Origin of the sequence: Synechococcus sp. CS-1333 (genome assembly GCF_025128015.1) — a bacterium.
Taxonomy (GTDB): domain Bacteria; phylum Cyanobacteriota; class Cyanobacteriia; order PCC-6307; family Cyanobiaceae; genus MW101C3.
In genome coordinates this window covers 49,870-68,198 of record NZ_JAHLYO010000011.1, presented here as the reverse complement: position 1 = coordinate 68,198, position 18,329 = coordinate 49,870, and the positions used below count along the sequence as shown (strand labels likewise).

Sequence of the window (18,329 nt, the reverse complement as noted above, 5' to 3'; positions counted from 1 at the left end):
AGGGGATCAACGGGGCTCAGGCGGCCTCATCGGCGGCGATCTCCACACCCTGGCGCAGCAGCGCCTGGATGAAGGGATCGAGATCGCCATCCATCACCCCCTGCACATCGGTGGTTTCCACAGCGGTGCGCAGATCCTTCACCATCTGGTACGGGTGGAACACGTAGTTGCGGATCTGGTTGCCCCAGGCCGCCTCCACGATGTCGCCGCGGATGTCGGCGATCTCCGACGCCCGCTGCTCCTGGGCGATCACCAGCAGCTTGGCCATCAGCAGCGCCATCGCCTTCTCCTTGTTCTGGAGCTGGGAGCGCTCCTGGGTGCAGCGCACCGCCAGGCCGGTGGGGATGTGCAGGATCCGCACCGCTGTTTCCACCTTGTTCACGTTCTGGCCGCCGGCGCCGCCCGAGCGGGAGGTGGTCACCTCCAGATCCTTGTCGGGGATGTCGAGCTTCACGTCTTCGTCCAGCTTCGGCATCACCTCCACCCCCGCGAAGCTGGTCTGGCGCTTGTCGTTGGCGTTGAAGGGCGAGATCCGCACCAGCCGGTGGGTTCCTTTCTCGTTGCGCAGGTAGCCGTAGGCGTAGCGGCCGTCGATCTCGATCGTGCAGCTCTTGATGCCCGCCTCCTCCCCTTCCGAGAGTTCGTCCACCGACACCTTCATGCCGTGGTCTTCGGCCCAGCGGGTGTACATGCGCATCAGCATCAGCGCCCAGTCCTGGGCGTCGGTGCCGCCGGCGCCGGCGTTGATCGAGATCACGGCGCCTTCCTTGTCGTAGGGGCCGCTCAGCAGCCGCTCCAGTTCCCAGCGGTCGAGGGCGCCCTTGAGGCTCTGCAGGCCGCCGTTGGCCTCGCCCAGCAGTTCCTCGTCGGGTTCCAGGTCGTAGAGCTCCAGCGTGGCGCGGGCGTCATCGATCGCCGCCTGCCACTGCTGCAGTTGCTCCAGCTGAGCCTTCACCTCATCGAGCTGGCGCATCTGTTTCTGGGCCTGCTGCTGGTCGTCCCAGAAGCCGGGCTGGGAGGCCAGCTGCTCGAGATCCTGCTGGCGCGCGTTCAGGGCCGGTACGTCAAAGACAGTCCTGGGCATGGCCCAGGCGGTCGGTGAGTTCGGAGAGATCGCGCTTGAAATCGGTGAGATCGAGCACCGGCGGGCCTGGGGCGTGGTGGATTCGACCGTATCAGCCGCGCCTGCTTGCCACGCCCGCGTCGGCGCTCCCCGACCGGGGCCGCTCCTAAGATCCAGCCAAAGCACCGGTCCAGCCTGATGGCGGCATCCCCCGCTCCCTCCTCCGCCAGTCCCAGCGTGGAGATCTACACCTGGCGGTTCTGCCCGTTCTGCATGCGCGCCAAGGCGCTGCTCGATCGCAAAGGGGTCGCCTACACCGAATACGGCATCGATGGCGATGACGCGGCCCGCGCCGCCATGGCTGACCGCGCCGATGGCCGCACCAGCCTGCCCCAGATCTTCATCGCCGATCGGGGCATCGGCGGCTGCGACGAGCTCCATGCCCTCGAACGCACCGGTCGCCTCGATCCCCTGCTGCAGGGAGCCTGAGGGGTGGGGGCCACAGCACGCACCCCGGCGCCCGCTTCCCAGCTCTTCGTCGTCGACCCCATCGAGCGGCTGCGGCCGGCCAAGGATTCCAGCGTCGCCCTGATGCAGGCGGCCCAGCGGGCCGGCCAGGAGGTGTGGGTCTGCACCATCGCCGAGCTGGCCGTGGAAGGTGAGCGGGCCGGCGCCGCTGGCCCCGGTTGCACGCCGCTGGTGCGCGCCCGCCCCGTCACCTTCGCCCCCATGCACCCCGACGGTGACGGCTGGCAGGTGCCCGATCCCTGGTTCAGCGCCGGGGAACCGCTCTGGTTGCCGCTCTGCGACTTCCCGGTGGTGTGGATGCGCAAGGATCCCCCCGTCGATGAAGCCTTCCTCTACGCCACCCTGCTGCTGGAGCGGGCCGAGCACCAGGGCGTGCGCGTGCTCAACCGGCCCGCAGCCCTGCTGGCCTGGAACGAGAAGCTCGGCGCGCTGCGCTTCAGCCACCTGATGGCGCCCTCGCTGGTGAGTGCCGATGCCGAGCAGCTGGCCGCCTTCGCCGCTCTGCACCACGAGGTGGTGCTCAAGCCGCTGGGGGGCCGCGCCGGCCAGGGCGTGGTGCGCACCGCCGCCGCCGCACCGGGCCTGCGTGCCCTGCTGGAGCTGGTCACCCACCAGCAGACGCTGCCGGTGATGGTGCAGGCCTTCCTGCCGGCCGTCACTGCCGGCGACAAACGCATCCTGCTGGTGAACGGTGAGCCGCTGGGGGCGATCAACCGCCGGCCCCTGCCCGGCGAGTTCCGCAGCAATCTGGCGGTGGGCGGCGCCCCTGAACCCACGGCCCTCAACGCCGCCGAAACCGCCATCTGCTCCGAACTGGCGCCGGTGCTACAGGCGGAAGGCCTGTTCTTCGTGGGCATCGATGTGATCGACGGCCGCCTGAGCGAGATCAACGTGACCAGCCCCACAGGCATCCGCGAGATCGAACGGCTGGGCGGTGTGCCCGTGGCCGATCTCACCATGGAGCGGCTTCTGAAGGCCTGAGGCCTGGCCATCCGCCAGGGCCAGTCCACCAGAGGAGCCGTTGCTGCTGATTCGTGGATCGGGTTTAGTCTCTGGGTCCATCTTCGCGACCGGAACCATGACGTCCGACGCCAGCCTGGTCCCGGGTAGCGATTCCAATCAGGACACCGGATTCAGTAAGGAGCAGCGTCGCGCTGACCGCCTGATGACCGAAGGCATCGAGGACCTGGTTCAGCCCTTGTTCAAGGTGAATCAAGGCCTCGGCTGGCTGCGTCTGTTCGCCCTGCTGGTGCCTTCGCTCGCCTGTCTGTGGATGTACTGGCAGGAACCCAGGTTGCTTCTGGCCCTGCCCTGGCTGGTGGCGAGCACGCTGCTCTACGCCTTCGTGATGATCAGCACCCACGACATCAGCCACTCCACCCTGCTTGACCTCGGTGACATTGAACAGGCCGTGGGCTGCGCGCTGAGCTGGCCGATCGGCTGGCCCTATCGCACCTACCGCAATCTGCATCAGCTCCATCACCGCATGAATGGGATGGACCTGCGCGACCCGGAGCGGCGGGAACCGTCCGAGGAGGAGGAGGCCAGGGCCGGTGCGCTTCGGCGTCTCCACTTTCAGCACCCCTTCTGGATCAGCGTGCTCGTGTTCGGCGGCCTGCAATTGATTGTGTCGATGTTCTGGTTCGGCTGGAAACTGCGTGACAGCCATTCACGCCTTGTCGCCGGCATGGTCAACGACCTGATCGGCATCCTGGTGGTACAAACCTGCATGTTCGCCTGGGCAATCAGCCAGGGCGAGGTGATCAAGCTGATCCTGATGCTGGTGGTGGTGGAGCGCCTCGTGGGCGGACTGATGCAGGTGCGCGGCATGATCGAGCACCACAGGCTCTGGCACGCCAACACCACCTATGAGCTCACTCAGCTGTACACCTCGCGCAACATTGCCGCCGGTCCGCTGGTGAACGTGCTGATGGGAGGCCTGCCGCATCACTCTCTGCATCACGCCTACCCGTCGATCCCCTACGACCGCCTACCCGAGGCCACGGCCATCGCAGAGAAGACACTGCTCAGCCATGGCAAGCCACCGCTGCCCAAGGTGGACAACTACATCGAGGGACTGGCCTTGCTGATGTGATGCCGTGCTTCACAACCCTGGCAGCAAGCGGGGCAGGAAGACCAGCACCAGTGGAATCCCGATCCGCTGGATGCCGATCCAATGGCCAAGCTGACTTGGTGTGTGGCTGATGGCTAAGCGCGCAGCGCTCGACCGACTCGCTCAGAGGCTGCTCGGCGTTTGGGGGGTGTTTCCCGAAGCGAGTGAACTGGGGAGTTGGCTGCGCGCATGGTTGTAGCCAGCTTCAAAGATCTGGCTGTAACTCTTCCATTCCATGAAGGGGTAGTGCCCGATCTCAGGCCTCAGAACCACATCGGCAAGCTGTTCCTGTGACTGGGAAGCAGCGTGGGAGGCACACATCATGGCGTTGATGATGGTTTTGCCGAGGGATGGTCTGCGCCGCTGCCGGTTCACACCATATTGATTGGCGGAATCTGGCTCTACATCCAGCGAGATGGCGATGATCCTGCCATCGGTCAGGTGCCGGGCCGGAGCGATGGGAAGATTATTCAGGATTCCGCCATCCACATGCAGTTCGCCAGTGGCATCTTCAACGGGTGGAAAGATTCCCGGCACTGACATGCTGGCGATCACAGCCGTGGGAATGTCGCCAGCCGTCCAGGCTTGAAGTTGATTGGTGGAGAGATTGGTGGAGAAACACTGCAGCACCAACCAGCTGTCTTGAATCATCGAGCAACCGAAGAAGGCGGCGAGCTCACGCTGGGAATTGGACAACGAAAACAGGGAGTCGCGGGGAATGGTGATGGTGTAGGGCTTGGCGTCGATGATCACTCGCTCGAGGTGTCCGAGGATTTGCTGCGCGGTCAGCTCAAAGGCTGCCAAGGAGGAAACGAGCGCTCCAATGCTCACGCCCATGACCATGTCGATGTCGTCCACCGGAAGTTCCTGTAGGGCCGCGATCGCTCCAACATGAGCAAATCCCCTGGCACCACCACCGCCCAGTACCAGAATGTTCTGGAGACGCAGCACCGTGCGGGCCAGCCGTTCCATATGGCTTTGCTTGGCCGCTTTGATGTTGAGCACGAAGGCAAAACTCTTGTTGCTGAACCAGCCCTGCGTGCTGGGGCAATCCTGCTCCATGGGCCAGAGCCGCACCAGAATCGCCTCCGAATCCATACGGCTGGGTAGATCGGCATGGTCAACGGTGCCATCACTGAGAATCACCAGCCGGTCGATCAACTTCTGATTCCTCCAGCTCACTGCCAGCGGATCGTCCGTGATCAACACCTGAAGATCACGCGCTTTGGTGGCTTCCGTCAGCTGGTGGTGAAGATCAGCCTCGCTGCTGCAATGACGTGTGATGACAGGACTTTCTAAGGCGATGGTTTTGCCCGCCTGGCTACGTAGATGGCTGGCCAGCTCCACCAGGACCTCGCGTGTGAGCAAGGACTCCGGGTGGACATTGTGTATCAGAATTGTATTGAGAGGAGATTGCCTTGGATCCCTGCCGATGGAGGCGGCTTCGGCCAGCGATGCCAACAGCTGAGTCTGAAAATCAGCCGATTGATGCAGCATCTGCTGGAGATCTTCCTTGCCGAACTGGAAGTACTTCAGATCGGTCAGCGCGATCGCAGAAGCGGATCGTGGCTGATCACAGAACAACCCGTATTCACCCACCAGATCCCCCTGCACCACTTTGCGGAAGCAGCAGGTTGTGTGCTCCAGTCCGCCGCTGAACAGGCCGAGAATTCCTGCTTCAATCACATAGGCGAAGTCGGCTGACTCCCCTTCTCGGAAGAGAAGATCGCCTTCTTTGATCGTGCCTGTCTGCGGGTTCAGAGCCTCGATGCAGCTGGATGGAATGCTTCTGAACATCCGGGAGTGTTTGAAGACCTTCTGCAGCCGCTCCCTCGTCGTCATCCCGTCTGTGCGGCACTGTTGAACTGCGTGTGATTATCCCTCTACCCCTGCAGGCTGCTACTGGCGGGCCTGCGTATGTGCGGGATCGCTGGATCCAGCGGCAGATTGAGTTGTTGTTGCAGGACACCCAGTTTCAGGGCCACTTCCTGCAGCTCCCGCTCCGGTTCCGAACCCCGCACCAGGCCCGCACCCGCCGTGAGTTCCAGCTGGTCACCGTGCAGGCGCCCGCTGCGGATGGCCACCCGCAGCTCGGCGTCACCAGCGCTGTCGATCCAGCCGATCGGGGCGGCGTAGTGGCCTCGTTCGAACGGTTCCAGGCTGCGCAGCCAGGCCATCGCTTCCCGCCGGGGGAGCCCCGCCACCGCCGGTGTGGGGTGCAGTGCCGCCGCTAGGGACAGCAACTGCTGGTCCCCGAGGGCTGCGGTGATGGGCGTGTGCAGATGCACCAGCTGGCCGTGTCGAGCCAGCCGCGGATGGCGCGGTCGCCGCGGCGACAGTCCGGCGCCAGCCAGCACCTCAGTGATCGCCTCCACCACCAGCTCGTGCTCGTGCCGGTCTTTGACGGATCGGCTGAGCTGGTCGGCCAGCGGCCCGCAGGGGGCAGTGCCGGCTAGGGCGTCGCTGCGCAGCTGGCCCTGGCGCACGGTCAGCAGCCGCTCCGGCGAGGCGCCGATCAGGGCTGCACCTTCCCGTTGCTGCCACAGGAAGCGACAGCTGCCGGGCTGATGGCGTCGCAGATGGGCCAGCAACTGGAGTGGATCCAGCGGGCGGTCGAGCTGCAACTGCTGCCGCACCGCCACCACCAGCTTGCGCAGCGCACCGCTCTCCACCAGTTCCAGGGCACGCGTCACCGCTTCGCGGTAGCCCGCTTCCCAGGGAGAACGGCTGGCGATGCCCGGGCCCCTGCCCAGGGGGAGCTCCGCCTCGTGATCCGTCGGCAGCTGTTCCAGACGGCGGGCCTGCTCCCAGAGCTCTTCGGCCATCGCTCGGGTGGTGACATCCCCGCCCAGATTGCGCTGCAACCTCAGCCAGCAATGGCGGCCCTGGCGGCTGAGTTGCCAGCGGGGCAGGACCGCCTCCACACCGGCTACACCATTGCCTTCCTGCAGCGGGCTGTCGAAGAAGGAGAAGGCCAGCAGCACCCGGGGCCGCGCCGCGGCGGGGCAGAACTGGGGCACCGTCACCAGCCGGCTCAGGCTCACGGCGCTGAACCGCTGGGCCATCTCGAAGCGGCGTGGACCGCTCAGAACAAGGCTGTTTGTGTGGCCCGTTGCCGCCAGGCAGAGCCCGGGGGCGCCATCCCAGAGGAAGCGGAAACGATGGCCATCTCCCAGGTGGGGGAGTAGCGCCAGCGGGTCCCGAGCGGGAATCGGCAGGGCCAGGCTGAGCACGCCCTCCTCCTCGAGCTGCCGTGCCCCAAGGGCGGCGGCTGCCAGCAGATCGGTGAAGGAAGGGGCGACCTGCACCAGGGGGAGGGCCGGGAGCGGCGGGCGGAAGCTGCTCAAATGTATGGGTCCTCTTCGGTCCGACGTCTCCGCTGCCCATGTCCGACCCCAAGGTCGTCGCAAGCCGTTACGCCTGCGCGGATCCCGCCCGTCGCCGGTTGTGGAAGGCAGCCATCAAGTGGCCGATGTATTCGGTGGCGGTGATGCCCGTGCTGCTGGCCGCTGGCTGGCTGGCCGGCCAGGGACAGGTTCCGCGCTGGGACCAGCTGCTGGGGTTCCTTGTGGCGGCTGTGCTCCTGCTCGGCTGGGAGAATCTGGCCAACGATGTCTTTGATGCCGATACCGGCGTGGACCGGCTCGGCAAGCCCCATTCAGTGGTGAACCTGACCGGCCGCCGCGACCAGGTGGCTGTGCTGGCCAATGGCTGCCTGGGGCTGGGTCTGGTCTTGATCGCCGTGGTGGCGGCCCGCAGCAGTCCGGCGGTGCTGGCGCTGGTGCTGGCCTGCTGCGGCCTCGGCTACGCCTACCAGGGGCCACCGCTGCGCCTGGGTTACAGGGGGCTGGGGGAACCGCTGTGCTGGCTGGCCTTCGGGCCGCTGGCCACAGCCGCCGCCCTGCTGGCACTCGCCCCCGCCGCGACGGCCACAGCGATCCCTTGGCGCACCGCCTTGCTGCTTGGCGGCGGGCCTGCCATCGCCACCACCCTGGTGCTGTTCTGCTCCCATTTCCACCAGGTGGCGGAAGACGCCGCCAATGGCAAGCACTCACCGGTGGTGCGGCTCGGCACGGCACCGGCGGCGGCGCTGGTGCCCTGGTTCGTGGCCCTCACCCTGGCGCTGCAGTGGGCGCCGGTGCTGCTGGGTCGCTGGCCGCTCACGGCCCTGCTCGGGGTGGTGGGCCTGCCGCCGGCCCGCGCCTTGATCCAGCTGCTGCGGGAGCACCACGCCGCCCCTGAGCGGATCACCAGCAGCAAGTTCCTGGCGCTTCAGTTTCAAGCCCTGAACGGACTCGGCCTGGCCTGTGGACTGGCGGTGGGGCCATGGCTGAGCCGCTGGTGACGCTGACCTGGCGGCCCTTCCGGCTGCCGTTGGCGCGTCCGCTCGTCACGGCCCAGGGCGCCATGGCCGAAAAGCACGGCTGGTTGCTGCGGCTCCAGGCCGAAGGCCCGGGCAACTCCAGCATCGACGCCTCCAGCCATGGCAGCACCAGCTCCGGCCTGGCCGCCCTGGCGGGCCTTGGCTGGGGAGAAGCGGCGCCGCTGTGTTTCACCCCAGTCACCGCCCAGGAGCGCCAGCGCTCGCTGGCCGCGGCGATCAAGGCCCTCGGCAGCGCTCTGCCCCGGCAGGAGCTGGAGGCGTCCCTGTCTTCCCTGCCGCCCGAGCTGGCTTTCGCACTCGGCCTGGCCCTGGCGGAAGCCGATGGGCTGCTGGGCGCGGCCGCCGGCGGCTGGCTGGCGGCGCCCCCTTCCGCCGTGCTCCTGCCGGCAGGGGAAGCGGCGGTGGCGGCGCTGGACGCGGCGCTCGATCGGCCGCCTGTGCCGCTCGAGCGGCCAGCTGCGCCGCCGTTCACCTGCAAGTGGAAGGTGGCCGCCGCTGGAGATGAGGTCGAGCGTGAGCTGCTGGAGCAGCTGCTGGCGCGCCTGCCTGCCGGCAGCCGCCTGCGCCTGGATGCCAACGGCGGCTGGGACCGCGCCACGGCCTGGCAGTGGGCCGACCGGCTGGCGGAGGATCCGCGCCTGGAGTGGCTGGAGCAGCCCCTGGCTCCCCCTGACCTTCCCGGCCTCATGGAGCTGGCACGGCGGGTGCCGGTAGCGCTGGATGAGTCGCTGCAGCTCGATCCCGCCCTGCGCCGCCACTGGCCGGGCTGGCAGGTGCGGCGCCCTGCCGTGGAAGGGGATCCCCGGCAGCTGCTGGCGGCGTTGCAGCAGGGCGACGGCGGCGCCAGTGCAGTGGTGCTGAGCACGGCCTTTGAAACGGGCATCGCGCAGCGGTTGATGGGGCATCTGGCGGCGCTGCAGAGCCGGAGCGCCACCCCCGCCGCTCCCGGCCTGGCGCCCGGCTGGGCGCAGGCCTCAGCGTTGTGCGCCGCCGATCCGGAAACCGTGTGGCAGGCGGCTGGCGCCGGCCAGCGGGCCGAGGGAGGCCATAGCTTGTGACGCCTGATCGGGCAGACGATGGCCCTCAGCATCGAAGTGCACGCCGAGGTGGCGCCTGAGCCGCAGGTGGCCCGGTTGCTGGCCGCCTGGCAGCGGGGGCAGCTGGTGGGGTTGTGTGCGGCAGGGGAAGGGGAAGAGCTGGTGGCAGCCATGGCCGGCTGCCCACCGCTGGCGGCGCCGGGGGTGGTGATCGGCAGCGGCGGCAGCCGTGGCGGGCGCCGCTGGTGCGTGCAGCCGCTGGCCCATCTGCAGGCTTCGGCCCGCGCCACGGCCGCCTGGCTGCAGGCCTTGGGCCTCGATCCCGCCGGCTGCCTGCAGCTCAATCCGCTGCCGCTGCAGCACACGAGCGGCCTGATGCCGGTGCTGCGTGCCCGGCAGTGGGGCGGCCAGTGGCGTTGGTTGCCGCCGCAGCTGCTGCGCGCGCCCGCTGAGCTGCCGGAGGCGGTGCCTCTGCCGACGGATCGTCCGGTGCTGCTGTCGCTGGTGCCCACCCAGCTGCAGCGCCTGTTGGCGGATCCGGCAGGGCGGCGTTGGTTGCGGGGCCTGGCAGTGATCTGGACGGGTGGGGCTCCCCTGGCTCCGGATCTGGCCGCCTGGGCCCGGCGCGAGGAGATCCGCCTCGCCCCTTGCTATGGGGCCACCGAAACCGCCGCCATGGTCACGGCGCTGCCGCCGCAGCGCTTTCTGGCCGGCGATGGGGGCTGCGGCCACCCCCTCGACGATGTGACCCTGCGCCTGAACCCCGCCAATGGCGCGATCGAACTGCGTTGCGGGCGGCTCAGCCCGGGCTGGCTGGCCGCCGACGGCAGCGGCCTGCGCCCGTTCGCTGAACCCGGCGGCGATGGCTGGTGGGCCAGCGGCGATGCCGGGCAGCTCACACCGGCCGGTCTGCAGGTGCTGGGCCGGCTCGACGGCGCCATCCACAGCGGCGGCGAAACCGTGTTTCCCGAGCAGGTGGAGCAGCGGCTGAAGCGGCTGGCCGCCGCCGCCGGCCTGCCGCTGGCGGATCTGCTGTTGCTGCCGGTGCGGGATCCTCTCTGGGGGGAGCGGTTGGTGGCCCTGGTCCGCCCGCTGCCAGTCGGAGCTGCTGCGCCGTTGCGCGAAGGCCTGATGGAGCTCGCCCGCCGCCTGCCGCCGGCCGAGCGGCCGCTGCACTGGTGGACCTGCACATCCCTGGCGCGCACCGCCACGGGCAAGTGGCAGCGGCCGCGCTGGCATGAATGGTTGCGGCAACAGCATGAAATCAACCCCGAACCCCGCTAAAGAGGGTGCGCGTTGACTGCCACCGATGGCTGACCTGACTGATTCCGAAATCGCCAACAAGAAACTGGTTGCAGGGCTGCTGGGGCTCTTTCTTGGTGCGCTTGGCATTCACAAGTTCATGCTCGGTTACACCAAGGCCGGCATCATCATGCTGCTCGTCACTGTGCTCACCTGCGGGTTCGGCGGCTTCGTGATGGGTGTGATCGGCCTGATCGAAGGCATCATTTATCTCGCCGCCACCCCTCAGGATTTCAAGGCCACCTATATCGATGCCCAGAAGGAGTGGTTCTGATGGCGAAGCAACGCGCCGGCACAGCACGTCGAGCCCTGCTGCTCGTGGTGCTTGGTGTGGGAGGCGTGGCCAGCGTCAGCCTGGCTCCCGGGCTCGCGCTGGTACCGCTCCATCCCCTCACCCTGATCGCTTCCCTGCTGCCGCTCCAGCTGGCGGGGCTGCTGTGGGTCTTCGGCCGCTAGCCCGGAGCGGACTCCGCTGGTGGTGTTGCCGGCTCCACTGGCGCTGCAGAAGCTGATGACGCAGCCGGTGCTGAGGCCGCAAGCCACCGTTCGACCGCTTCCGGTAGTGCCTGCCGTTGCCGGACCGTTGGATCGATCGCCACATGGCGCAGCCGGGCCCGCGCCACTTCACGCCCTTCAGAAGTGAAGCGAAAGGCCACCTCGAAGCTCGATGCCTCCAGGCGCTGCGGCTCCAGCCTGATCCGCAGGGGCGCGCCGCAGACGAGGGGCCGCCGGTAGTCGGCGTCGCAGTGCACCACCGGCAGCGCGCGGGCGGGCGTGGTGGCGGGGGTCGGAAAGATCTCTGCGGCCGCAATGCCGAAGCGCTCCAAGCTTTCCTCCCAGGCTTCGTGGCACCAGCGCAGCAACTGGTGGAACTGCATCACGCCGGCGGCATCGGTGTCGCCGAAGCGCACCATTCGCCGCAGCTCCAGCCAGTCGGCGGGATCCTGGCGGGTGCCGGGTTCCCCCACCTCCGGGTTGATCGCACCCTCCCCTGGCTGCACCACCTTCCTCCATCCATCCCGCCGTCTGACCATCCTGGTGGGCCGCCCCATAAAGCCGGCGTGGTGGTCAAGCCACGCACGCCGCCGGAGTGGCGGACGAGGCCTGCAGCGCCGTGTCGTGCTTGCTTGTGGGCGGGAGATTTCCGCCGTTCATGACAGGTCTGTTGTCGGCTGTGGTCACCACGACTACGTTCCCCTCAGTGCGTTGTTTTTTCTTTTGGCCGCCGAGATCGCTTACGAGCCGCCCAGCATCAACAAGGCCTGGGCGGCGTTTGTGGCCCACATCCCCACCATCCTGCTGATCTGGGTGGCCACCATCGTCATCGCTGTGATCGGCTTTGTCGTATCGGTGATCTTTTCGTTGATCGGAATCGGTCTGGCCGGCGGCAATACCGATGCTGAAGCCGTGGGGTCGTTGGCCGTTTGGCTGGGCAATCTCTCCCAGGTGCCGTTCGCGATCCTCTCCAATCTGGTGGGGGTGCTGTTCGTGGCCGTGCCCGCCATGCATTACGACAGCGGCGAGAACATTTCCTCTCAGGTGGCCTTCCGCGCCCTGCTGCAGCGGCCCTTGCGTTACCTCCTCGCCGGTGCGTTGTTTTCGGTCGTGACCACCGTGGGCTTCCTGCTCTGCATCCTGCCCGGTATTGCCGTGGCCTTGGTGACGCCGGTGTTCGTGAACAGGATCTTCCTCAGTGATCAGCCGATCGTGGAGGCCTTCGCGTCCTCGTTCCAGGCGGTGTATCGCTCACCGCGCGGTCGCACGTTTGCCGGCATCCAGCTGCTCACCTGGCTAGTGGTGCTGCTTGTTTCCGTCTGCACCTGTGGCCTCGGAGCTCTCGTGGCCGTGCCGGTGGGAACCTTCTACATCCAGAACTCCGCGTATCACCAGGGAGCCATCAGCTAGCTCCCCGGAAGCATCACGCCCATATCCGCTGAGGTGGAGTGGGCTACCCGCTTGGAAACGCAGGTAGACCGAGCCCGTAACTGAACACCATCCGTGCGGCCCAGTAGAGCAGCAATGCCGCGGCGGCCAGCACCAGATGACGTCCGTTCAGAGCCCGGGGCACCAGTTGACCACTGCGAAGCGCTGCCACCGACCACACCACCAGGGCGGCTGCGGCAAGCGGCCCGAAGCCGTGCAGCTGCACTGAGGTGGCCAGCTGGCCGTTCAGAGCGGCTGCCGTGGCACGGGTGAGGAAGCAGGTGGGGCAGGGAATTCCCGTGAGCGCCCGCAGCGGACAGGACAGTCCCGGCAGGCCGGCGTGCCAGCCCTTCAGCCAGAGGTAACCGGTGAGCAGGGCAGGAAGGGCCACCCCGCAGCGCCGCAGCTGATCGAGCCAGCGCTGGCGCCGGCTCCGCTGCAGATCACGGCGGCGGGAGCTGCTCAGCGATCCACTGAGCCCATGATCACGTCGATGGAGCCGAGGATCGCCATGATGTCGGCCACCTTGGCCCCGGTGAGGATGTGGGGCAGGATCTGGAGGTTGTTGAAATCAGCGGCGCGGATCTTCCAGCGCCAGGGAGTGACGTCGTCGTTGCCCATGATGAACACGCCCAGCTCCCCTTTGCCGGATTCCAGCCGCGCGTAGAGCTCACCACTAGGGATCTTGAAGGTGGGGGCCACTTTCTTGGCGATGTACTGATAGTCGAAGCCGAAGGATTCACCCCCCTTGCCCTCGCTCATGCGCCTGGCCTCCAGGTTTTCGGTGGGGCCGCCGGGGATTCCCTTGCAGGCCTGCCGCAGGATCTTGAGGGATTGGCGCATCTCCTCGATGCGCACCTGATAGCGCGCGTAGCAATCGCCTTCCGTGCGCCAGGCCACGTCCCAGTCGAAGTCGTCGTAGCACTCGTAGTGATCCACTTTGCGCAGATCCCAGGGCACGCCGGAGGCGCGCAGCATCGGGCCCGACAGGCTCCAGTTGATGGCCATCTCACGGCTGATCACGCCGAGGCCCTGGATCCGGCGCTTGAAGATCGGGTTGTTGGTGATCAGCTTTTCGTATTCGTCGATCTTTGGGCCGAAATAATCGAGGAAATCGAGGCACTTCTCCAGCCAGCCGTAGGGAAGATCGGCAGCCACGCCTCCGATGCGGAAGTAGTTGTTGTTGATCAGCCGCTGGCCGGTGGCCGCTTCCCAGAGGTCGTAGATCATCTCCCGTTCGCGGAAGATGTAGAAGAAAGGGGTCTGGGCGCCCACATCCGCCAGGAACGGGCCCAGCCAGAGCAGGTGGTTGGCGATGCGGTTGAGCTCCAGCATCAGCACCCGGATGTAGCTGGCCCGCTTCGGCACCGGGATGTCGGCCAGCCGTTCCGGCGCATTCACCGTGATCGCCTCGTTGAACATGCCGGCGGCATAGTCCCAGCGGCTCACGTAGGGCACGAACATCACGTTCGTGCGGTTCTCGGCGATCTTCTCCATGCCGCGATGGAGGTAGCCGATCACCGGTTCGCAGTCCACCACGTCCTCGCCGTCGAGGGTCACCACCAGCCGCAACACCCCGTGCATCGAGGGGTGGTGAGGCCCGAAGTTCACCACCATCGGCTCGGTGCGTGTTTCGAGCTGCGTCATGGCGCCGGGGCGGGCGAGCGATCCGCAGGATCTTAGGAAGGGATCGCCGCAACCAGGGCCTTTGCCGCCAGACGCCCCCTCCGGGTTCCACCATCTGCCGGTGCTCGCCGATGCCGTGCTGGCGGCCTTCAGCGACCTGCCTCCTGGCGCCACCGTGATCGATGCCACCGTGGGCGGTGGCGGCCACAGCGCCCTGCTGCTGGAGGCGTACCCCGACCTGCAGCTGATCGGCCTGGATCAGGACGCCACCGCCCTGGCCGCCGCCGCCACGCGGCTGGCCCCGTTCGGCGAGCGGGTGCGCCTGATCGCCACCAATTTCGCCGCCTACGCCCCCGCCGCTCCGGTGCACGGGGTGCTGGCCGATCTGGGCGTGAGCAGTCCACAGCTGGATGTGGCGGAGCGCGGCTTCAGCTTCCGCGCCGATGGCCCCCTCGACATGCGCATGAACACCAGCGCCGGCGAGAGTGCCGCCGAGCTGCTCGACCGCCTCGACGAGAAGGACCTTGCGGATCTGATCTATGCCTACGGCGAGGAACGGCTCTCGCGGCGGATCGCCCGCCGCATCGTCGAGCAGCGCCCCTGGAGCCCCGCTGACCGAACGGGCGGCGGCACCAGCGCCCTTGCCTACCTGGTGGCCGGCTGCTACCCGCCAGCGGCCCGGCGCGGCCGCATTCACCCCGCCACCCGCACCTTCCAGGCCCTGCGCATCGCCGTCAACGATGAGCTCGGCGCCCTCGACCGCTTCCTGCAGCAGGCTCCGCAGTGGTTGCTGCCGGGCGGTGTCCTGGCGGTGATCAGCTTCCATTCGCTCGAAGATCGCCGCGTCAAGACGGCCTTTCTGAGCGATGAACGCCTGGAGCGGCGCACGCGCAAGCCGCTGATCGCCACGGAGGCAGAGCAGGAGGCCAATCCCCGCAGCCGCTCCGCCAAGCTGCGGCTGGCGGCAAGGCGCTGATGGCTTCGCTCGATGCGTTGTGGTGGGTAGCGCTCACGCTGCAGCTGGTGGCCATTCCCGGCACCCTGCTGCCCGTGCTGCCGGGGCTGATCTTCCTGCCGCTCGGGGCCGGCCTGTGGGTGTGGGCGGCGGGCTGGAGCACCGCCTGGCCCACCCTGCTGCTGGCCTGCCTGATCCTGCTGCTGGGCTGGGGGGCCGACGCGCTCGGGGTGGTGCTGGGGGCGGCCCGTCTGCAGGCCACCCGCTGGGCCTACATCGGCGCCGGCCTCGGGCTGGTGGTGGGCTTGCTGGGGCTGCTGCCCGCCCTGCCGGTGGGCGGACCGCTGCTCGGTGCCCTGGTGGGACCGCTGCTGGGGGCCACCCTCGGGGAGCTGGTGTCGGCGTCGTCGGCGCTGGGGCCGCTGGGGCTGGAGCGGCTGCGCCGTGCGTTGCTCGTGGGGCTGGCGGTGGTGGCCGGCATGTTGGTGAGCCGGCTGGCTCAGTTCCTGCTGGCGTTGCTGGGGGTGGCGGGCTTTGTGCTGCTCAGCACGGTGCTGGCGCCTTGAGCGCCTCCGTTTCCAGCGCGGTCACCGCGGCGGGCGCCTGGCGTAGCTCCGCCACGGCGGCGGCCACAGCGGCGATCGCCTGATCGATGTCGCCCGTGGTGGTGCCGCGGCCCAGCCCGAAGCGCACCGAGGCCGCCGCCGCGGCGCGGTCGAGCCCCAAGGCGGCGAGCACATGGGAGGGGCTGCCGGCACTGCAGGCCGAGCCGCCGCTCACTGTGAGCTGGCGCCGCAACAGGCTGTGCAGCCGGTTGCCATCGACACCGGCGATGCGCACGTTGAGGTTGTGAGCCAGGCGCTGCTCAAGGCTGCCGTTCACCGCCACGCCCTCGATCGCCAGCAGGCCGTGCAGCAGCCGCTGCCGCAGGGCGCCGAGCCGCTCCTCGCGCTCCTCCCGGTCGGCCAGGGCGAGCGTGGCGGCCTTGGCCATGCCCACGATCAGCGGCACCGGCAGGGTGCCGGCCCGCAGGCCCCCTTCCTGGCCGCCGCCGTGCTGCTGAGGGTTGAGCGTGAGTCCTTCGCCCACCACCAGCGCGCCGATGCCCTTCGGCCCGTAGAACTTGTGGGCGCTCATGCTGAGCAGATCGATGCCGAGGGCGTCGGGTTGCAGCGCCAGGTGGCCGAAGGCCTGGGCGGCATCGCAATGAAACGCCACACCGCTGGCGCGGCAGAGCGAACCGATCGCCGCCAGCGGCTGCAGCACGCCGATTTCGTTGTTGGCGGCCATCACGCTCACCAGGATCGTGTCGTGGCGCAGCGCCGCCACCAGATCGCCCAGATCCAGCAGGCCATCGGCGCCCACCGGCAGCACGGTGAGAGCAAAGCCGCGCCGCTCCAGCTCGCGCATGGTGTCGAGCACCGCCTTGTGCTCCGTGGCCACCGTGATCAGGTGACGGCCCAGGTGCTGCCGCGCTTCCGCCAGCCCCTTGAGCGCCAGGTTGTTGGCTTCGGTGGCGCCGCTGGTGAACACGACGCGCTCGATCGACACCCCCAGCTGCGCCGCCAGCTGCTCCCGCGCCCGCTCCACCGCCGTGGCCGCCTCCAGCCCCGGCCGGTGCAGGCGGCTGGACGGATTGGCGAACAGCTCGCTCCAGTAGGGCGCCATCGCTTCCACCACCGCCGGCTCGCAGGGGGTGGTGGCCTGGTAGTCCAGGTAGGGATGGGTCACGGGATCGCCTGGGGCTGGGAAGAAGGGTCGGGACGCTGCGGCGACCCAGCATCCCTTGTAGCAGTGGCGCCGCACGATCACAGCGGCGTTGTGGCTTCGATGTGGGCGCGCTGGCCGGGAAGAAGCGTGGAGAATGGCGGCAGGCGCCAGATCCTTGGCTTGCTGTCCTGCCCCTGCGCTCTCCTGCTGATGCCTCGCTGCGCACTGGCCCTCAGCTCCATGGTCCTGGTGGTGGCCGCGGCCCATGGCCAGGGCCTGCCGGTGCTGATCCCTTCCCAGAACCGCCCGCCGGGCATGGCGCTGCTGGTGGAGCGTGTGGTGCCCGGGGGCGTGCAGGCGCTGGGGGTCTATGCAGTCACTGCTGATCCGGCTCGCCCCGGCCTGCTGCGCATCAAGGTGTGGGAGGAGCTGCCGAACGACGTCAAGGTGCGCAGTGAAACGATCGGCTGCTCCGCCACGGCGCCGATGCGGGTCACCAACGACGGCCGCCAGTTGATCCTGCGCCAGCTCAACCCGGGCGGGGTGATCACCAGCGTCAACCGCAAGGACCATCTGGTGTGGTGGGCCTCCTGCCACCCGCAGCATGCGGGCCAGGACCCGGCCGGGCTGCGGGCCGTGGCGCTGCAGCTGGGCTACAGCGGCAACCTGCAGGAACGGGAGCAATACCTGCCGGCGGGATCGCTCTGAAGCCGCCTCGCAGCCGGGTTGGCGGCCCTGGATAGATTTCCGGCACCACCGGTGGGTCCATGAGCCAAGCCATCCCAGCAGCCGCACCCGACGGCGACGCCGCCCCGGACCAGCCCCTGGCGCAGGGTCTGGAGTCCACCGCCGGCGGCGAGGCCAGCTCCACGGTTGCCAGTTCCGCAGTGGCCGGCACCGCTGCCCCCGTGGCCGCCCAGCCGCCGCGCCTGCTGCTCGTCGACGACGAGCCGGGGCTGCGCACCGCGGTGCAGGCCTACTTGCAGGACGAAGGCTTCGAGGTGGTCACCGCCAACGATGGCGAAGAAGGCTGGAAGGTGGCGCAGGAGATCGTGCCGGATGTGGTGCTCACCGACGTGATGATGCCCCGCCTCGATGGCTACGGCCTGCTCAGGCGCCTGCGGGGCGATGAGCGGCTGGGGGGTACGCCGGTGATTTTCCTCACCGCCAAGGGCATGACCGCCGACCGCATCGAGGGCTTCCAGGCGGGCGTCGACGATTACATCCCCAAACCGTTCGATCCCGACGAGCTGGTGGCCCGGGTGCGCAACATGGTGCGGCGCCAGGAGCGGCTGCTGGCCGAGGCCGCCCGCTACGCCGATGCCGACATCGGCCAGATGGCGCGCCAGATCACCGAGATCCGCTCGCTGCTGCAGGGGGGTGGCGGCAAGAAGGCGCCGACCGGCGTCAAGCTCGACTTCACGCCCCGCGAGGCGAGCGTGCTGCAGCTGGTGGCCGAAGGCCTGATGAACAAGGAGATCGCCCGCCGTCTGGAAACCTCGATCCGCAACGTCGAGAAGTACGTGAGCCGCCTGTTCACCAAGACCGGCACCACCAGCCGCACCGAACTGGTCCGCTACGCCCTCGAAAACAGCCTGGTGGAATGAGGTAGCTATCGGCCGCCACCACCCGGCTCCGGCTGCCGTCCGGCAGGCTGCGGCTCAACCACCAGCTGACGCCTCGACCAG

The 18,329-nt window shown here is 68.2% G+C and carries 20 protein-coding genes; 13 read left to right on the top strand and 7 right to left on the bottom strand.

The features are described 5' to 3' along the window. Positions 1-16: 16 nt before the first annotated feature. Positions 17-1,142, bottom strand: a protein-coding gene (gene prfB, locus KQ303_RS03435; RefSeq protein ID WP_144036962.1) for a peptide chain release factor 2 whose coding sequence is annotated in 2 segments (ribosomal slippage) — positions 17-1,066 and positions 1,068-1,142 — 1,125 coding nt in all. Because the reading frame shifts where the segments join, the coding sequence is not laid out codon by codon here. A gap of 119 nt (positions 1,143-1,261) precedes the next feature. On the opposite strand from prfB, the gene grxC reads away from it, so the two are divergent. From grxC to KQ303_RS03420, 3 genes are all read left to right on the top strand, one after another. Continuing rightward, positions 1,262-1,552 (top strand): glutaredoxin 3, encoded by a 291-nt coding sequence (gene grxC, locus KQ303_RS03430; protein WP_094511805.1) that lies wholly within the window; start codon positions 1,262-1,264, stop codon positions 1,550-1,552. 3 nt (positions 1,553-1,555) lie between these two features. After that, entirely contained in the window at positions 1,556-2,572 is a 1,017-nt protein-coding gene (gshB, locus tag KQ303_RS03425) for a glutathione synthase (protein WP_259729148.1), read from the top strand. Positions 2,573-2,669: 97 nt separating this feature from the next. Beyond that, positions 2,670-3,686, top strand: coding sequence for a fatty acid desaturase (locus KQ303_RS03420; RefSeq protein ID WP_255100100.1), 1,017 nt, complete (start codon positions 2,670-2,672; stop codon positions 3,684-3,686). A 141-nt stretch (positions 3,687-3,827) separates the two neighbouring features. Here the strand turns inward: KQ303_RS03420 and KQ303_RS03415 are convergent, their stop codons facing one another. Together KQ303_RS03415 and KQ303_RS03410 are read right to left on the bottom strand one after the other, a co-directional pair. Continuing rightward, entirely contained in the window at positions 3,828-5,546 is a 1,719-nt protein-coding gene (locus tag KQ303_RS03415) for a cyclic nucleotide-binding and patatin-like phospholipase domain-containing protein (RefSeq protein ID WP_259729147.1), read from the bottom strand. 41 nt (positions 5,547-5,587) lie between these two features. Continuing rightward, a complete protein-coding gene (locus KQ303_RS03410) occupies positions 5,588-7,012 on the bottom strand; it encodes an isochorismate synthase MenF (protein WP_259729146.1) in 1,425 nt (474 codons plus the stop codon). Between the two features lie 77 nt (positions 7,013-7,089). Between KQ303_RS03410 and menA the strand changes: the two genes are divergently transcribed. From menA to KQ303_RS03385, 5 genes are read left to right on the top strand one after another with little or no spacing between them, the layout of a single operon-like run. After that, positions 7,090-8,049, top strand: a complete 960-nt coding sequence (gene menA / locus KQ303_RS03405; RefSeq protein WP_259729145.1) for a 2-carboxy-1,4-naphthoquinone phytyltransferase — start codon at positions 7,090-7,092, stop codon at positions 8,047-8,049. Beyond that, positions 8,031-9,146 (top strand): o-succinylbenzoate synthase, encoded by a 1,116-nt coding sequence (locus KQ303_RS03400; RefSeq protein WP_259729144.1) that lies wholly within the window; start codon positions 8,031-8,033, stop codon positions 9,144-9,146. The genes menA and KQ303_RS03400 overlap by 19 nt, the downstream gene beginning before the upstream one ends. Positions 9,147-9,164: 18 nt before the next feature. After that, positions 9,165-10,409 (top strand): AMP-binding protein, encoded by a 1,245-nt coding sequence (locus tag KQ303_RS03395; RefSeq protein ID WP_259729143.1) that lies wholly within the window; start codon positions 9,165-9,167, stop codon positions 10,407-10,409. Between the two features lie 25 nt (positions 10,410-10,434). Next, positions 10,435-10,701, top strand: coding sequence for a TM2 domain-containing protein (locus KQ303_RS03390; protein ID WP_094511789.1), 267 nt, complete (start codon positions 10,435-10,437; stop codon positions 10,699-10,701). Next, on the top strand, positions 10,701-10,883 hold the full coding sequence (locus KQ303_RS03385) for a hypothetical protein (RefSeq protein WP_259729142.1): 183 nt from the start codon (positions 10,701-10,703) through the stop codon (positions 10,881-10,883). Before KQ303_RS03390 ends, KQ303_RS03385 begins: the two co-directional genes overlap by 1 nt. Here KQ303_RS03385 and KQ303_RS03380 read toward each other — a convergent pair. Further along, complete coding sequence (locus KQ303_RS03380) at positions 10,880-11,341, bottom strand: thioesterase family protein (RefSeq protein WP_259729199.1); 462 nt, start codon at positions 11,339-11,341, stop codon at positions 10,880-10,882. The two genes, KQ303_RS03385 and KQ303_RS03380, sit on opposite strands and share 4 nt — an antisense overlap. 292 nt (positions 11,342-11,633) lie before the next feature. Here KQ303_RS03380 and KQ303_RS03375 point away from each other — a divergent pair, with 292 nt between their 5' ends. After that, positions 11,634-12,332: a hypothetical protein gene (locus KQ303_RS03375; protein ID WP_259729141.1), complete on the top strand. Its 699-nt coding sequence runs from the start codon at positions 11,634-11,636 to the stop codon at positions 12,330-12,332. 43 nt (positions 12,333-12,375) lie between these two features. Here KQ303_RS03375 and KQ303_RS03370 read toward each other — a convergent pair whose 3' ends face one another. Together KQ303_RS03370 and KQ303_RS03365 are read right to left on the bottom strand one after the other, a co-directional pair. Next, complete coding sequence (locus KQ303_RS03370) at positions 12,376-12,741, bottom strand: DUF2752 domain-containing protein (protein ID WP_259729140.1); 366 nt, start codon at positions 12,739-12,741, stop codon at positions 12,376-12,378. Between the two features lie 71 nt (positions 12,742-12,812). After that, positions 12,813-13,997 carry an NAD(P)H-quinone oxidoreductase subunit H gene (locus KQ303_RS03365; RefSeq protein WP_259729139.1) on the bottom strand — a complete coding sequence of 395 codons (1,185 nt, stop codon included), beginning with the start codon at positions 13,995-13,997 and terminating at the stop codon, positions 12,813-12,815. Positions 13,998-14,058: 61 nt separating this feature from the next. Between KQ303_RS03365 and rsmH the strand changes: the two genes are divergently transcribed. Together rsmH and KQ303_RS03355 are read left to right on the top strand one after the other, a co-directional pair. Beyond that, positions 14,059-14,952, top strand: coding sequence for a 16S rRNA (cytosine(1402)-N(4))-methyltransferase RsmH (gene rsmH, locus KQ303_RS03360; protein ID WP_259729138.1), 894 nt, complete (start codon positions 14,059-14,061; stop codon positions 14,950-14,952). Beyond that, positions 14,952-15,497, top strand: coding sequence for a DUF456 domain-containing protein (locus KQ303_RS03355; RefSeq protein WP_259729137.1), 546 nt, complete (start codon positions 14,952-14,954; stop codon positions 15,495-15,497). The genes rsmH and KQ303_RS03355 overlap by 1 nt, the downstream gene beginning before the upstream one ends. Here the strand turns inward: KQ303_RS03355 and KQ303_RS03350 are convergent. Then, a complete protein-coding gene (locus tag KQ303_RS03350) occupies positions 15,475-16,662 on the bottom strand; it encodes a cysteine desulfurase family protein (protein ID WP_259729136.1) in 1,188 nt (395 codons plus the stop codon). The genes KQ303_RS03355 and KQ303_RS03350 overlap by 23 nt on opposite strands. A gap of 189 nt (positions 16,663-16,851) precedes the next feature. Here KQ303_RS03350 and KQ303_RS03345 point away from each other — a divergent pair, with 189 nt between their 5' ends. Continuing rightward, positions 16,852-17,349, top strand: coding sequence for a hypothetical protein (locus KQ303_RS03345; RefSeq protein ID WP_259729135.1), 498 nt, complete (start codon positions 16,852-16,854; stop codon positions 17,347-17,349). 59 nt (positions 17,350-17,408) lie between these two features. Continuing rightward, positions 17,409-18,248, top strand: coding sequence for a response regulator transcription factor (locus KQ303_RS03340; protein ID WP_259729134.1), 840 nt, complete (start codon positions 17,409-17,411; stop codon positions 18,246-18,248). The last annotated feature ends 81 nt before the right edge of the window (positions 18,249-18,329 follow it).